This window comes from Lentzea californiensis, from assembly GCF_024648825.1.
GTDB classification, from domain to species: domain Bacteria; phylum Actinomycetota; class Actinomycetes; order Mycobacteriales; family Pseudonocardiaceae; genus Lentzea; species Lentzea californiensis.
This window is the reverse complement of record NZ_JANBBE010000003.1, coordinates 401,470-415,369: the sequence shown is the minus strand read 5'-3', so window position 1 is coordinate 415,369 and position 13,900 is coordinate 401,470. Positions and strand designations below refer to the sequence as shown.

16 protein-coding genes are annotated in these 13,900 nt (G+C 69.4%); 6 read left to right on the top strand and 10 right to left on the bottom strand.

The window, feature by feature from the left end:
- The first annotated feature begins 10 nt into the window (after positions 1-10).
- The gene (locus tag LX88_RS16330) at positions 11-856 is read left to right on the top strand and encodes an XRE family transcriptional regulator (protein WP_245982484.1); all 846 of its coding nucleotides are present in this window, start codon (positions 11-13) and stop codon (positions 854-856) included.
- Here LX88_RS16330 and LX88_RS16325 read toward each other — a convergent pair.
- From LX88_RS16325 to LX88_RS16305, 5 genes are all read right to left on the bottom strand, one after another.
- On the bottom strand, positions 840-2,048 hold the full coding sequence (locus LX88_RS16325; protein WP_258948628.1) for an MFS transporter: 1,209 nt from the start codon (positions 2,046-2,048) through the stop codon (positions 840-842). The two genes, LX88_RS16330 and LX88_RS16325, sit on opposite strands and share 17 nt — an antisense overlap.
- A 130-nt stretch (positions 2,049-2,178) precedes the next feature.
- Positions 2,179-3,033 carry an SCO2207 family protein gene (locus tag LX88_RS16320; RefSeq protein WP_258948627.1) on the bottom strand — a complete coding sequence of 285 codons (855 nt, stop codon included), beginning with the start codon at positions 3,031-3,033 and terminating at the stop codon, positions 2,179-2,181.
- 437 nt (positions 3,034-3,470) lie between these two features.
- A complete protein-coding gene (locus LX88_RS16315) occupies positions 3,471-3,926 on the bottom strand; it encodes an SRPBCC family protein (RefSeq protein ID WP_258948626.1) in 456 nt (151 codons plus the stop codon).
- 13 nt (positions 3,927-3,939) lie between these two features.
- On the bottom strand, positions 3,940-4,800 hold the full coding sequence (locus LX88_RS16310; protein WP_258948625.1) for an NmrA/HSCARG family protein: 861 nt from the start codon (positions 4,798-4,800) through the stop codon (positions 3,940-3,942).
- A 42-nt stretch (positions 4,801-4,842) separates the two neighbouring features.
- Positions 4,843-5,784, bottom strand: a complete 942-nt coding sequence (locus LX88_RS16305; RefSeq protein WP_258948624.1) for a D-2-hydroxyacid dehydrogenase family protein — start codon at positions 5,782-5,784, stop codon at positions 4,843-4,845.
- Between the two features lie 25 nt (positions 5,785-5,809).
- Between LX88_RS16305 and LX88_RS16300 the strand changes: the two genes are divergently transcribed.
- Positions 5,810-6,268 (top strand): DUF3291 domain-containing protein, encoded by a 459-nt coding sequence (locus LX88_RS16300; protein WP_258948623.1) that lies wholly within the window; start codon positions 5,810-5,812, stop codon positions 6,266-6,268.
- Here the strand turns inward: LX88_RS16300 and LX88_RS16295 are convergent.
- Positions 6,225-6,782 carry a TetR/AcrR family transcriptional regulator gene (locus LX88_RS16295; RefSeq protein WP_258948729.1) on the bottom strand — a complete coding sequence of 186 codons (558 nt, stop codon included), beginning with the start codon at positions 6,780-6,782 and terminating at the stop codon, positions 6,225-6,227. The genes LX88_RS16300 and LX88_RS16295 overlap by 44 nt on opposite strands.
- Positions 6,783-6,838: 56 nt before the next feature.
- Between LX88_RS16295 and LX88_RS16290 the strand changes: the two genes are divergently transcribed.
- Positions 6,839-7,231, top strand: coding sequence for a hypothetical protein (locus LX88_RS16290; RefSeq protein ID WP_258948622.1), 393 nt, complete (start codon positions 6,839-6,841; stop codon positions 7,229-7,231).
- On the opposite strand, the gene LX88_RS16285 is transcribed toward LX88_RS16290, so the two are convergent.
- From LX88_RS16285 to LX88_RS16270, 4 genes are all read right to left on the bottom strand, one after another.
- Positions 7,221-8,351 carry a lipase family protein gene (locus LX88_RS16285; protein WP_258948621.1) on the bottom strand — a complete coding sequence of 377 codons (1,131 nt, stop codon included), beginning with the start codon at positions 8,349-8,351 and terminating at the stop codon, positions 7,221-7,223. The genes LX88_RS16290 and LX88_RS16285 overlap by 11 nt on opposite strands.
- Before the next feature lie 86 nt (positions 8,352-8,437).
- Complete coding sequence (locus tag LX88_RS16280; RefSeq protein WP_258948620.1) at positions 8,438-9,844, bottom strand: FAD-binding oxidoreductase; 1,407 nt, start codon at positions 9,842-9,844, stop codon at positions 8,438-8,440.
- A gap of 64 nt (positions 9,845-9,908) precedes the next feature.
- A complete protein-coding gene (locus LX88_RS16275) occupies positions 9,909-11,006 on the bottom strand; it encodes a calcium:cation antiporter (RefSeq protein ID WP_258948619.1) in 1,098 nt (365 codons plus the stop codon).
- Positions 11,007-11,137: 131 nt separating this feature from the next.
- Positions 11,138-11,536, bottom strand: a complete 399-nt coding sequence (locus LX88_RS16270; RefSeq protein WP_258948618.1) for an SSI family serine proteinase inhibitor — start codon at positions 11,534-11,536, stop codon at positions 11,138-11,140.
- A gap of 243 nt (positions 11,537-11,779) precedes the next feature.
- Here LX88_RS16270 and LX88_RS16265 point away from each other — a divergent pair, with 243 nt between their 5' ends.
- The 3 genes from LX88_RS16265 to LX88_RS44290 all read left to right on the top strand — a co-directional run bounded on the left by LX88_RS16265 (position 11,780) and on the right by LX88_RS44290 (position 13,624).
- Positions 11,780-12,367: a D-alanyl-D-alanine carboxypeptidase family protein gene (locus LX88_RS16265; protein WP_258948617.1), complete on the top strand. Its 588-nt coding sequence runs from the start codon at positions 11,780-11,782 to the stop codon at positions 12,365-12,367.
- 90 nt (positions 12,368-12,457) lie between these two features.
- The gene (locus tag LX88_RS16260) at positions 12,458-13,093 is read left to right on the top strand and encodes a TetR/AcrR family transcriptional regulator (protein WP_258948616.1); all 636 of its coding nucleotides are present in this window, start codon (positions 12,458-12,460) and stop codon (positions 13,091-13,093) included.
- Between the two features lie 33 nt (positions 13,094-13,126).
- A complete protein-coding gene (locus LX88_RS44290; RefSeq protein ID WP_258948615.1) occupies positions 13,127-13,624 on the top strand; it encodes a COG4315 family predicted lipoprotein in 498 nt (165 codons plus the stop codon).
- Positions 13,625-13,900 lie beyond the last annotated feature (276 nt).

Here is a 13,900-nt window from a genome sequence, read left to right as displayed (position 1 = left end):
CGTGACCAGCGTGGACGAGTTCGCGCAGGCGCTCCGGACGGCGATCACGAATCGCGGTCTCGGTCTGGAGCGCCTGCGTGAGCACCTCTCCCAGAACGGCGTGTCCGTCTCGATGGCGACGCTGAGCTACTGGCAGACGGGTCGCAGCCGCCCCGAGCGGCAGAAGTCGCTGCAGGCCGTCGTCCACCTGGAACACATCCTGCAACTGCCGCCGGGCCACCTGTCGGAACTGCTGGGGCCGCCGCGTCCGCGTGGCCGCTGGCTGCGCAACGCCCCGGCGCCGATGTCCGCGTTCTGGTCCCCGCAGACGCCCGTCGAGCACGCGCTGAACGGCCTCGACACGCAGTGGGACGACCAGCTCCTGCGCGTGAGCCAGCAGGACTTCGTGACGATCGGGGCCGACCGCACCGAGCGGGTCTTCCGGTCGCGGCAGGTGCTGTCGGCGTCGATGACCGGGCCGGACCGGTGGGTCGTGATCATGCACATCGACGACCACGACCGGCCGTTGCCACTGGTCAGCGCCCTCAAGAACTGCACGGTCGGCCAGGTGGTCCGCGAGCCGGCCGAGGGGCTGCTGGTCGCGGAGCTGCTGTTCGAGCGGCCGTTGCGCAAGGGCGAGAGCGTCGTGATCGAGCACGAGCTGGTGAACCAGGACCCGTGTCCACCCGCGACGAACTACGAGCGCAAGTTCCGGCTGCCGACACGGGAGTACGTGCTGGAGGTGACGTTCGAGGGCACCGCTCCCCGTTCCGTGGTCCAGCTCGCGGACGGGTCCGCGGTGGCGCCCGGCCACACGTTGCTGGACGTGGCGCTGGACGTGCAGCCAGGCGTGCGCGGCTTCAGCTGGACCTGGTGAAGCCCCTGGAGCTGGGGACCAGTGCGGCGGCCGCGGGGGCGGCGAAGCAGATGAGCGCGCAGCCGCCCAGCACGACGCCGGCCCCGAAGTGGTCGATGGCCGGTGCGATGAAGGCCAGGGCGACCGGCGAGAGGCCGAAGGAGAGCAGGAAGTCGAGCGAGGAGACGCGGGCGAGCTTGCCCGGCTCGACCTCCCGCTGGATCGCGGTGAACCACGGGATGTTGAACAGCTCGATCCCGATACCGCCGACGACGTACACGGCGATCAGCACGACCCAGTGCACCGGCAGCAGCAAGGCCAGCGGGACCAGGCCGTAGCAGGCCATTCCGGCCAGTGCGGCCCATCCCGGCGTCTTCGGGCGCCAGCGGCCCATCAGCGCGGCTCCCGCGAGCGCACCGAGGGTGTACGCGGTCGTGGCGGCCACCAGCACCGCCTCCGTGTCGTAGCGGTCGCGGCTCACCACCGGCAGCAGGACGGCCGTGGCGGAGTAGCCGAAGGCGACCATCGCGGTCAGCGCGCCGAGTCCGGAGAGCAGCCACGGATGCCGGCGCGCCTCGTTCAGGCCTTCGAGGAAGTCGGCCGCGAAGCTGACCTGGGCGGTGGCGCGATCCGGTGCCCTGGTGCCCTTGGGGACAACGAACGCGGCGACCAGCCAGAGCACGGCGGTGATGATCAGCAGCGCCTGGGCGTCGAGCAGGAGGGCGGCGAGAGCGGTGAGGCTCGGGGCGGCCAGGGTGGTCACCCTGATGGCGACGGTCGTCGCCGCGTTGGCCTGCTGCCGCCCCGACTCGGGCACCACCTCGGCCACCATCGCCTGGAACGCGGGCCGGCAGCCGCCCTGACCGGCACCGACGATCGCGGCCGCGGCGGCCATGAGCACCAGCGACCTGCCCATGCCGAGCGCGATCACGGGTGTCATGACCGCGCCGGTGAGGCACGACCAGAAGACCACGGTGCGCCGTGCGTGACGATCGGCGAGCACACCGGCCACGGGTACCGCCACCAGGAAACCGACGGTTCTGGTGGCGAGGACGACGCCGAGCTCGACGGCGGTGATCGACCGTTCGAGAACGGCCAGGCCGAGCACGAACGGCAGGGCCCACATCGCGAGTCCCGACACGGTCGTGCCGGTCCACAACCGCAGGAAGGCCACGTTCCGCAGGACAGATGGCGCCGTTGCTTTCTCCGTCACGACGCCCAAGGTTTCACCACTGGCGGACGCCTGACCAGACTATTCCCGGTGACCGCGCAACAGCCGGGTGTTCCCCCGCGCCTTGAAGGGAACACCCGGCCGTCGTGACGCGCTGTCCGATGTGGACAGATCAGCCGATCTTCTCGATCCGCGCGTTGCGGATCAGGAACTTGCCCGGCTCGCGGACCTGTTCGAAGGCCGCGTTGTTCAGCAGCGCACAGCTGCCGGAGGCCGACGCCACCTTGACGGTCGTCGACTTGTTGTTGTCGAGGTTCGTCACCTTGAGCGTGGTGCCGATCGGGAACGTGCCGCTGGACGCGGCGGGGGCTCCACCCTCACCGGACAGCGTGACGGTCGAGCCGTTGCAGACCTGCTGGCCGGCAGCGCCGTTGCCGTTGCCCTGGTTCGCGTCGGGCTGCTGGGTCGGCTGGGCGGTGGGCTGGGCGGTGGGCTGGTTGCCGGCGTTGCCCTGGTTCGCGTTGCCCTGGCCGGCCTCGGCCGCGCCACCGTCACCCTTGCAGCCCGCCGCCTTGCGTCGCTGCTGGATGAGGTCGACCACGGCCCGCCGGTTCGCGATGCGCGCCTCGGACTGCGAGTCCGGGCTGGACTTCTGGCCCGCGATGAAGCTCAGGTTGTTCTGCAACGCCTTGTCCAGCCCGCCGCAGTCCTCACCGGACGTGGCGGCCTGCCCGGCTTCGGGCTTGGCCTGGACGTTGTTGCCGCATCCGGCCGCCGCACGCCGTTGGTTGATGAGGCTCACGACCTGCTGGCGGTTCTGGATGCGAGCGTCCGACTGCGCGTCGGGGTTCGCCTGCTGACCGGCGATGAAGTTCAGGTTGTTCTGCAGGGCGGTGTCCAGCCCGCCGCAGTCCTCAGCCGCGTTCGAGTTGGTGCCGCTGAAGGCGAAGATGCCACCGGCGACAGCAGCGATCGCCAGCACGGCGCCCGCGCCGATCATGGCGGGCTTGCGGTGTCGAGCGCCCATTCTGTGTCTCCTCGGGGGGTCGAACGGTGTTGTACCGATGACTACGGGGAGGTCACGGACGGGGTTCAAAACGGCCTGGACCTTGTTGTTTTTAAATGCCTTTAAGGTTTTCGCGGCCGTGGTGATCTTGCTGGTCAGACTCGGTTTCGGGAGTGGGCGAGCGATTTCGCGGGTGATACCAGTGGGAGCGGTGGTCCGCACCGCCGGCGAAAGCCCACTGCGCCTACATCCGGTCGAGCAGCCGGGTCCACGCCATCAGATGGCAGCGGATCTTCGAAAAGGACTGCAGCACCGCGTCATTGCCCACAATCCGCAGAATCAGTTCGTGCAGGCGTTGGCCGTGCGCGGTGACGTTCTTGCAGTCGCCGTAAGCGTTGTCCGCGTGAGCCGCCGGACAGGTGGCCAGTTCCTCCTCGACGAGTGGTTCTGTCTGGTTGTCAGACGGACTCGACAGCGCGCTTCAGCCGCTGCAGCGTCGCCTCGATGTTGCGCTGGTTCGTCACGGCGCGGTTGCCCACACCGGTCGCCAGCCGCGTGATCGGCACGTACCAGCCTGGCCTGCGGTCCCACGTCGACTCGGTGATGCGGCAGCCCTCGCCGGTCTCCTCGATGTCGTACTGCCAGCGCGACACGGCCATCCCCAGCGACTTCACCTCGAACGCGAACCTCGTCGCGGAGCAGTCGGTCACCGTGGAGGTCGTCGGCCAGATCCGCCAGCCGCGCTTGTTGACGCCGCGGAACCGCGCACCGACCCGCGGGCCGGCGGCGTTCAGCCACTTGCCGCCGGAGTACTCCTCGGCGCATCGGCTGAGCCCACGGAGGTCGCTGACCAGCTCGAACACCCGCTGCGGTGAGGCGGCAACGTCGATGTGAGCGGAAGCGTCCGGCGTCATGAGGCCGAACTTACTACGGGTAGGTTCGCTGCACCAGCCACTCGCGAACTGTGCGTGCGGACGGCACGATCGCCCTCGTGGCGTCGAGGTCGTACGCGACGGGATGCGTGCGCAGCCATCGCCACATCCTCGTCAGGTCGTCGCCGACGAACCTGTGGAACATCCAGACCGGCATCGGGAAACCCCGCGGCGCACGACCACGAGTCTCCCGCCAGAGCGCACGGCACTCGTCGACGCTTCGCACGTCCGCGCACAGCGGCAGATCCGCACCCACGAACCGGTCCGGCTCCGCGAACACCCTGGCCGCCACGGCGCCGACGTCGTCGGCCGAGAACCAGAGCAACGGCCGGTCCGCGCCGATCAGCTTCGGCATCAGGTGCCACATGGACACGGCCGGGTAGAAGTCCTTGTCGGACATCAGTTCCATGAACGCCATCGGCCGCAGGACGGTCAGCGGCAGGCCCAGCGACTTCAGGTGGGCCTGGACCTCCAGTTTGTTCTCCCACTGCCGCACACCGGTTCCCGGCACACCCGGCCCCGCCGAGGCGTACACGACGTGCCGCACGCCCTTCGAAGCCGCGGCGTCACCGACCGCGCGGCCCTGCTGGACCTCCTCGTCGAGGCCGCTGGTCATCGGGTTCTGGACGCTGAACACCCCGTACGCGCCCGCGAAGGCGGGGCGCAGCGAGTCGGCGGACGCCACGTCCCCGCGCACCACCTCGGCACCCGCCGAGGCGAGCCGCCCCGCCGCGGGTGACGAGGGGTCGCGGGTCAGCGCTCGCACCCGCCAGCCGGCCGCGAGCAGGTGACGTGCGACCGAGCCGCCCTGGCGCCCTGTCGCCCCGGTGACCACGACCAGCCTGGTGTCGTCCATGGTGGACCTCCTGCTGGTCCATCGCCTGAACGTCCGCAGCCGCTACACGGTCGAGGTCAGCACCCGGACGGGCGCACCGTTGAGGAACGCGTGGACGTCCTCGACCGCCTCGCGGAAGTACGTGCGGTAGTTCGAGGCGGTGACGTACCCCAGGTGCGGGGTCGCGAGCACGTTCGGCAACGTCCGCAGCTCGTGCGGGACGGGCAGCGGCTCGGTCTCGAAGACGTCGAGGCCCGCACCCGCGATCTTGTTGCCGCGCAACGCCTCGAGGAGCGCGGCCTGGTCCACGATGGCGGCGCGCGAGGTGTTGATCAGGAACGCGCTCGGTTTCATGCGCGCGAGCGCGGCCGCGTCGACCAGGCCGCGGCTGCGGTCGCCGAGTACGAGGTGGACGGACGCGAAGTCGCTCTGCGCCAGCAGGTCGTGCAGTCCCGTGGCCAGCCGGACGCCCTCGGCGCCGGTGCGCTCAGCGGTCAGGTTGGGACTCCAGGCGACGACGTCCATCCCGAACGCCTTGCCGACGCGCGCGACGGCCTTGCCGAGGTGACCGAACCCGAGCAGGCCGAGGGTGCTCCCGGCCAGGTCGACGCCGACGGTGCTCTGCCAGGGCCCGCCGGCGTGGAAGGCCGCGTTCTCCACTGCCAGGTGGCGGGCGAGGCCGAGGATCAACGCCCAGGTCAGCTCGGCCGGCGGGGTCTTGGCGCTGCCGGTGCCGCAGACCGTCACGCCGTGCTCGCGAGCGGCGTCCAGGTCGATCGCCGCGTTGCGCATGCCGCTGGTGATCAGCAGCCGCAACCTGGGCAGCCGCGCGAACAACGACGCCGTGAACGGGGTCCGCTCGCGCATGATCACGACGCACTCCGCCTCGGCCAGTTCCGCGGCCGGATCGTCCAGGTGCTCGCGCAGCACCGTCACGTCCAGGCCGGACCAGTCGGCGTTCGCGAGGGCCACGCCCTGGTAGTCGTCGAGCACCACACACCGCATGGGCCGATCATGTCAGAGTAGGCGGATGGGAGCCTTCCACCTGGCACAGGCCAACAACTCGACCGGGCGGTGGGCCTTCGACCACTGGAGGATGCGCGGGTTCACGAGCAGGATCGACGCGATCAACGACCTCGCGGAGCAGGCTCCCGGTTTCGTCTGGCGGCCGAGTTCCGGGCGGATGGCGGACGACCTGAGCCGGCTGGGCCGCGACCCGATGCGGGAGGCCTACAACCTCAGCGTCTGGGAGTCCGTCGAGGCGTTGTGGGCCTTCGCGTTCAGCGGCGTGCACCTCGAAGCGGTCAAGCGCACCAAGCAGTGGTTCGACCCCGAGAGCGTGCTGGACGTGATGTGGTGGGTGCCCGCCGGACACCGTCCCACGACCGAGGAGGGCCTCGCGAAACTCGACCTGGTCAAGGAACGGGGGCCGACGCCGGAGGGCTTCACGTTCCGGAAGCGGTTCCCGCCAGAGCACCTCGGACGATGATCTCGACCAGTGGCCGGGGATCGATCGCCTCGCCTCGCCCGAGCTGCTGGAGGAACAGGCCCTGCACACAGGCCCCGAGCGTGTCCGAGGCCGCCAGCGGGTCGCGCGCGCCGAGACCGGCGAGAGCCGGGACCAGCATCGACGCCATCGTGGCCCGGCCTCGCAACAACGCCTGCCGCACCTGGGGGTTGGTCGCGGCCTCCACCCACAGCACCATGCGGGCCGTGACCGTGACGGCGTTCGGGCCCGTCATGAACTCGTAGAGCCGGCACAGCTCGTCGACCAGGTCCTCCGGTGACGCCGGCTTGAGCGTCGTCTCGACCTGCGGGACCTCCTTGCGCACCATCCAGTCGACGACGCCGTCGAGCAGCGCGGCACGGCTGCGGAAGTAGTTCGACGTGGAGCCCTTCGGCAGGTCGGCGCGATCGTCCACGCGGGCGTGGGTGAGGCCTCGCAGACCTTCGGTGCCCAGGAGCTCGACGGCGGCGGCGAGAGCGCGGTCCCGGTTCGACATCACGGGTCTACTATAAACGTAGTGACCGAACACTACGAACGTAGTACCGTCGATCCATGACCGCTGCCATCGCCCTGATCGCCTGGATCGTCAACACCGCGATCGGTTTCGCACTGCTCCTGCGCCTCCTCCGGGCGCGAAGACGGGTACCGGCCCTCGCCTATTACCACCTCGTCACCTCAGTGGCCGGCCTCGGCGTCTGGATCGCCTTCGTGGCCACGGGTTCGGCGCTGCTGGCGTGGACCGGGTTCGCCGTGCTGACGCTGCACCTCACCCTCGGGGACACCCTGATGGTGAAGGGCTGGCGCAGGAGCAACCCCGGCGCGCGGGGCATCGTCTACTTCCGGGCGATGACGTCCCTGGTGAAGAGGCCGCTCCCGCTGGTGCACGCCGCGCTCTCGCCACTGGCCTGGTTCCCGGCCCTCGCCGCCGCGGTGATCAGCAGTTAGGACGCGTGGACTTCCCGGCGAAGCGGTCACCGAGCCACAGCAACGCGTTCGAACCCCACGCGCTGACGGCGGTGACGTGCCCGAGCAGCGGCAACGGGGTCCACTGCACGTCGGCGCCCAGCGAGCACCACTGCGAACGCAGCTTCTGCCCGACGCCGAACGGGATCAGCTCGTCCAGCCCGCCGTGGTAGAGGTAGACGGGCGCGGCGGGCTTGACCGAGCCGAGCGTGTTCTCCTTCAACCTCTGCTGCCACAACGGGTTCTGGATGACGTCCGGCGTGGTCGTCAGCGCGTTGAGGCGCGTGAACGGTGCCACCAAAGCGATCTCGGCGACGCACGCCTCGCGGATCTGGTCGATGACCTGCTTGCCGCGGGCGTTGAGCAGCGACGCCAGGGGCAGTTCGGGGTAGGCGGCGGCGTAGCCGGCGGCCGCCGCGAACACGAGACCCGATCCGGCGTTGCCGTCGTTGAACTTCGCGACCGCGTTCAGGTCAGCCGGCACACCGCCGGCAGCGACACCGACGACGTTGAGCGAAGGCGCGTAGGACTTCCACTGCTCAGCGGCGGCCGATGCGGCCTGACCGCCCTGCGAGTAACCGAAGACGCCGATGGGCGCGCCCGCGGACAAACCCGGGATGCCACTCGCCGCCCGTGCCACGTCCAGCAGGGCACGGCCCTCCGACCGCGCCACCGCGTACGTGTGATCCCCAGGCGTGCCAAGGCCTTCGTAGTCGGTCACCGCGACCGCCCAGCCGTTGAACATCGCCTGCGCGAGGAACGCGATCTCGACCTCGGTGCCGTTCTGCAGTTGCCGCGACGGCGCGCACTGGTCACCCAGGCCCTGCGTGCCCATCGCGTACGCCACGATCGGCCGCGGACCGTTGTTCCAGGGCAATGGCGACACGAGCACCATGCCGGACACGACGGTGGACGCACCCGTCGCGGTCGTCGAGTTGTAGCGGATGTCGTAGGCCTTCACCGGGGCGGGTAGCAGCCTGAGCGGTTCCGGGTGCCACGCCACCTCCCGGCTGCTGACCAGCTCCCCAGGTACGGCCGCCGTGGCGGGCGTGACCAGGGTGAACAACAGGAAGACGGCGGCGAGCACGGCACGGAGCTGCATCATTGGACCCCTTTGTGGTAACCGGCGTTACCGCAATGTAGGGCCGAACGCCGCAACAGGACAATAGGCCGTTCGGCTTCATGAACTCAGGCGAGCCCCTGCGCGAAGGTGAAGACCCGATCGGGGTCGTACTTGCGGGCCACCTCACGAAGCCTGGGCAGTGACGAGCCGTAGTAGGCGTTCGCCCAGTCCGGCATCTGCGGGTCGATGTAGTTGACGTACCCGGTGGCACCGAACATCTTGCCGAGCTCGTCCCGCGCGACGCCCATCGCCCGCCGCGCGTTCGCCTCCCCGGCGGCCAGGGTCAGCTCGACCTGGATGCTCGCGAGGGCGGTCCGGTGCGGGAACGCGGTGGCCGGGCCGCGGCCGACCGCGCCGCCCAGGGCGTCGATCATGTTGTAGGAGTCGGGGGTGTTCTCGAAGACGTCCGCGAGCTTCTGCGGGTCGGTGATCGGCTTGGTCAGCATCCGCGAAGTCGCGACGTAGCTGCCGCGCGACTGGCTGCCGCCGCCTCCGTTCCAGCTCGGCCGGCACGAGCCGTCGCTGACCCTGCACCACGCGAACCGTTCCATCGCGGCCAGGAAGCCCTGCTCGGTCTCGCGGCGCGAGGTGGGTTGTGAGCCGACGCGGCGGACGAGGTCGTCCAGCAGCGGACGGAGGTTCGCCGGCGTTCCCACGAAACAGCCGCCGACCTCGACGTACGGGTTCGAGCCGCTGCCGACGCCTGCGGTCGAGGTGAGGGCGTCCGGCGCCTTGCCCTGCCAGTCCGGCCACGCGCTGAGCAACGAGGCCAGCGCCGCGGACGGGAACTGGAGCGTGAACGTCGTGAGGTCGCGCGCGGGTTCGGTGCGGAAGACGAACGACGTGACGATGCCGAAGTTGCCGCCGCCACCGCCGCGCAACGCCCAGAACAGGTCGGCGTGTTCGGTGGCCGACACCGTGCGGTGCACACCGTCGGGTGTCACGATCCGCGCGCTGACCAGCCGGTCGCTGGTGAGGCCGAACTGCCTCGCGGTCACGCCGATGCCGCCGCCCAGCGTCAGCCCGGAGATGCCGACCGTCGCGCACGTGCCCGCCGGCATCATCCGCCCGGCGTTCGCCAGCGCGGTGTAGAGGTCCATCAGCAGCACGCCCGCGCCGACCTCGGCCGTGCCGTCGGACCGGACGTCGATGCGGTTGAGACCGCGCACGTCGACGACCAGGGCACCGTCCGCGGTGGAGTAGCCCGGATAGCTGTGGCCGCCGCAGCGAGCGGTGATCCTCGTCCGCTCCTGGCGTGCGATCTCGATGCACCGCTGGACGTCCGCCGGTGACGTGACCCGCGCGATCGCGCTGGGGCGCTGGGCGTCGTACTGCGTGAAGTAGCCGAGTTTGGCGTCTCCGTAGGCGGCGTCGCCCGGCCTGATCAGCTGGACGTCCATTGTGGACTTGCCGGCGAGTGCCGACACGGTCCCCAGAACGGCCGACCGCAGAAGTGCCCTGCGACGCAACATGGCACGAACGTAGGAGCCGGACGAACTGGGGCACAACGGATCTGAAGACCGGGAACGATCCCGGCTACGGGTTCACAGCCAGGAACAGGAACGCGGCCAGCAGCACCAGGTGCACGCCACCCTGCAGGCGGGTCGCCCGGCCCGGCACGACGGTCAGGACACTGACCAGCACGGTCAGCAGCAGCAGGATCATCTGCGTCGACCCGAGGCCGAGCATCAGCGGCCCGTCCAGCCAGATTGTCGCGAGCGCGATGGTCGGGATCGTGAGGCCGATGCTCGCGATGGCAGAGCCGTAACCGAGGTTGATGCTGGTCTGGATCCTGTCGCGCAACGCGGCGCGGGAGGCGGCGATCGTCTCGGGCAGCAGCACCAGCAGGGCGATGACGACACCGACGAACGACTGCGGGAACCCGGCCGCGCGCACGCCCGCCTCGATCGCGGGCGACTCGATCTTCGCGAGGCCGACCACCGCGACCAGGGCGAGGAGCAGGAAGCCGAGCGAGGTCAGCGCGGCCTTGCCGGACGGCGCCTCGGCGTGGTCGTCGGCCTCGATCACGCCGTCCTCGTCGACCGGCAGGAAGAAGTCGCGGTGCCGGACGGTTTGGGTGAAGACGAACAGCGCGTACAGGCCGAGGGAGGCGAAGGCCGCGAACGCGAGCTGCGGGCCGGAGAACTCGGGGCCGGGCGTCGTCGTGGTGAACGTCGGCAGCACCAGCGTGAGGGTGGCGAGCGTCATCACCGTGGCGAGCGCGCCGCCGCTGCCCTCCGCGTTGAACAGGATCGTGTGGTGCTTGATCGCACCGAGCAGCAGCGCGATGCCGATGATGCCGTTCGTCGTGATCATGACCGCGGCGAACACCGTGTCGCGCGCCAGGGACGAGGCCTCGGGCCCGCCGGACACCATGAGCGTGACGATCAGCGCCACCTCGATGACCGTCACCGCGACTGCGAGGACCAAAGATCCGAACGGCTCCCCCACCCGCAACGCGACGACCTCGGCGTGGTGCACGGCGGCGAGGACGGTCGCGGCGAGGACCAGGGCGACGAGCGCGACGAGCACGCCCCCGAGGTCGCGCCCCCAGGTCAGGGCGAGCAGGACCATGCCGAGCACGGGCGTGATGGTCGTCCAGTGGAGCATCGGGAAGCGGGGAGCGGCGGCCATGATCCAACCCTCGCACGCCCGGCGGGCCGCCCGCCATTCGGCGCAGCACCCATTCGCGATGCGACAAATGTGGAGCGAAGCGCCCCTGCCGCGCCCCGCTCCACATTTGCCTGAGGTGCCGTGATCGATTCCTAGAAATCGAAGAGGGCACCGGTGTGCGCCAACATGACGCACGAGTTCGGGTAGGTGTGCACTTCGCTGACGGGCTCGCCGCGCCAGAAACCGAACATCGCGACTTCGACGGGCGCGTAGTGGAACGTGCACGCCCTGCCGTCGGCCTGCATCGTCTGCAGGTCGGCACCGGCGGAGGCGAGCGTCGCGCAGGCGAGGGCCCTGCGCGGGTGCTGGTCACCTCGCTCGCAGGTCAGGACGGTCGCCTTGAAGGCGCCGCCGTCGAACTCCGAGTACTGGGCGGTGAGCACGAGCGCGGTGCCACCCCGGGAAGCAGACGGGGGTGCAGCCTGAGCGGTGCCGGTGAAGGCGAAAAGCGACACGAACAGAGCAACGAACGCAAGAATGCGGCCGGACATGAAAGCGGTCCTCCTGAGACCTCACAAAAACGGGCCGGTTCTCGGCCGATGCAGATGTTGCCATCTTGAATCACCACGCCGAAAGGGGCCAGGAACTGTTCACCGATCACATTTGCCGAACCACGGAAAGCACGGTTGGTCCGAATGGATGTGGTGCTCGCCACGTTCACCGGGACACAGCTGCCGACGAACTGTTACGGGTTGCTGACAGACGAGGTTGCGCGCCGACGTATTATTCGAATCATGTCCAAGACCTCCAGACGCGTCGTGTCCGGCGTGCTCCTGATCGTCACATTCGTGGTTTCCACCGGCGGCGCGCTGGGTTACCTGGGCAGATTGACGCTCGTGTTCGACCGCCATCCGGGAAAGCCGCTCGCGATAATCGAGGAGGTGCCAGGACCACCGGACGGGCCGAACTGCTCGATCGACGCGCGCTACTTCGACGAGGAGCCGCGAGGCCTGCGCCCCGAGGTGCTGCAGGCGTGGCTCCAGCTGCGCCAGAAGGCTTCTGACCAGGGCGTCAAGCTCTGCCTCAACGACGGCAAGCGCAGCCGTCAGCAACAGCGGGCGGAGTTCGACGAGGCGGTCGAGAAGTTCGGGACCGAAGAACTCGCGTCGAAGTACGTGCTGAATCCGCCGGACCGTTCGATGCACGTGATCGGATTCGCGGTCGACGTTCAGCCGATCGAATCAGCCAAATGGGTCGAGAAAAACGGCAACACCCTCGGCTGGTGCCGCCGTTACGAAAACGAGCAGTGGCATTTCGAGTACAACTCCGGCTACCTCACCGGAGGTTGCCCCGCTCTGATCCCCAGCGCGACGGGCAGTTGACCCCCGCGCAAAGGTCTAGACGCCTGGCATGCGCGTGAGGTTGCGCCGACGTAATCTGACAAGCCCAGTTACCAGATTGGAGCGCCCCAGGTGGCTCGTGCGTACGGCGGCATTTCACCCGAGCAGCGCAAGGCGGAGCGCCGGGCGAAGCTGCTGCAGGCCGGCCTGGCGCTGTTCACGAGCACGGGCTTCGCGGGCACCAAGATCTCCGGGCTGTGCACCGAGGCCGGTGTCTCCACGCGCAACTTCTACGAGGAGTTCGCCTCGAAGGAGGACCTGCTGCGCGACCTGCACGATCTGATCAACGCCACGGCGTTCACGCGCGTCCGCACGGCGCTGGCCGAGTTGGAGACCGACGACGTGCGGGTCCGGATCACGGCGCTGCTGGACGTGTTCGTGCGCAGCGTGACGGCCGATCCCCGTGCGCCGCGCCTCAACTACGTCGAGGCCGTGGGCGTGAACGCGGAGATCGAGCAGCAGCACGTGCGCTGGGTGAACACGTGGGCGGAGTTCATCGAGTCGGAGGCGCTGCGGGCAGCGTCCGCGGGCGTGGCGCCGCAGCGGTCGTACCGGCTCACCGCGATAGCGCTCGTGGGTGCGATCACCGGCCTGCTGCGCGAGTGGCAGGCGCACCGGCCGCCGCTCGCGGTCGACGAGATCGCCGGGGAGATCCGCGAGCTCATGCTGGCGGCCATCCTGCGGGCACAAGTCCCGCAGGAGCGCTGAACCGATGGGGCACCGCCGTCCGTAATCCCCGATGTGAGCCGATTCGCCGTTCTCGCGCTGCTCGTGTGCCTGGGTGCCTGTTCCGCACCGCCGGAGCAGGAGACCGCCTCGCCGGCCGAACTGGAGGCCGCTGCCGGTCCGGTCGCGGGGCCCACTCAGATCCTGCCGGGAGACATCGCGAAACTGCAGGTCGAGGAGTCGCCCGCGGTCGGTGCCGTAGTCGCCGACCGCGAGAGCAACACCCTCTACTTCAACGCCCAGGACGGCCCGTCGAAGCCGGCCTGCCTCGAACCGGAGTGCACGCTCGTGTGGCCGCCGTTGCTGGCCGCGGGCGGCAGGATCGAGGCACCGGGTCTCGACCAGGCGCTGCTGGGCACGACGAAGCGCCCGGACGGGCTGGAGCAGGTCACCATCGCCGGCAAGCCGGTTCACCGGTACGTCGACGACGAGGGGGCCGGCGACACGACCGGGCACGGCGTGGACGACAAGTGGTTCGCCATCTCACCGGCAGGCACCAAGGCCACCCGCTAGCCTCGCTCACAGTTCGGCACGCGGGGCCCCCGCGTATCCTCCTGGAGTACGAAAGGTCCCCGCGTGCACCTGAAAACTTGAGTTGGGCTCGCTCAAGTTGAGGCGTGTGACGGTGGCGCTGCACGCCGGGAACGGCGACCCCGCAGGGTTGCCGGTTTGTCGCGTTCGGGTTACTCAACCGATTCGTTTGTACCGGAAATCAAGAAACCGGTTTCGCCCGGAACCGGTTTCAGGTATCAACTGTGAGAGCGCTCCCATAGACGCTGCCGCCGCACG

Excerpts from the sequence above, each read along its gene's own strand:
- LX88_RS16305 (WP_258948624.1), bottom strand. The coding sequence starts at position 5,784 with ATGCGGTGTGTGGTGCTCGACGACTACCAGGGCGTGGCCCTCGCGAAC.
- LX88_RS16280 (WP_258948620.1), bottom strand. The coding sequence starts at position 9,844 with ATGTTGCGTCGCAGGGCACTTCTGCGGTCGGCCGTTCTGGGGACCGTG.
- LX88_RS16320 (WP_258948627.1), bottom strand. The coding sequence starts at position 3,033 with ATGGGCGCTCGACACCGCAAGCCCGCCATGATCGGCGCGGGCGCCGTG.
- LX88_RS16295 (WP_258948729.1), bottom strand. The coding sequence starts at position 6,782 with ATGTCGAACCGGGACCGCGCTCTCGCCGCCGCCGTCGAGCTCCTGGGC.
- LX88_RS16270 (WP_258948618.1), bottom strand. The coding sequence starts at position 11,536 with ATGTCCGGCCGCATTCTTGCGTTCGTTGCTCTGTTCGTGTCGCTTTTC.
- LX88_RS16310 (WP_258948625.1), bottom strand. The coding sequence starts at position 4,800 with ATGGACGACACCAGGCTGGTCGTGGTCACCGGGGCGACAGGGCGCCAG.
- LX88_RS16315 (WP_258948626.1), bottom strand. The coding sequence starts at position 3,926 with ATGACGCCGGACGCTTCCGCTCACATCGACGTTGCCGCCTCACCGCAG.
- LX88_RS16300 (WP_258948623.1), top strand. The coding sequence starts at position 5,810 with ATGGGAGCCTTCCACCTGGCACAGGCCAACAACTCGACCGGGCGGTGG.
- LX88_RS16265 (WP_258948617.1), top strand. The coding sequence starts at position 11,780 with ATGTCCAAGACCTCCAGACGCGTCGTGTCCGGCGTGCTCCTGATCGTC.
- LX88_RS16275 (WP_258948619.1), bottom strand. The coding sequence starts at position 11,006 with ATGGCCGCCGCTCCCCGCTTCCCGATGCTCCACTGGACGACCATCACG.
- LX88_RS16285 (WP_258948621.1), bottom strand. The coding sequence starts at position 8,351 with ATGCAGCTCCGTGCCGTGCTCGCCGCCGTCTTCCTGTTGTTCACCCTG.
- LX88_RS16290 (WP_258948622.1), top strand. The coding sequence starts at position 6,839 with ATGACCGCTGCCATCGCCCTGATCGCCTGGATCGTCAACACCGCGATC.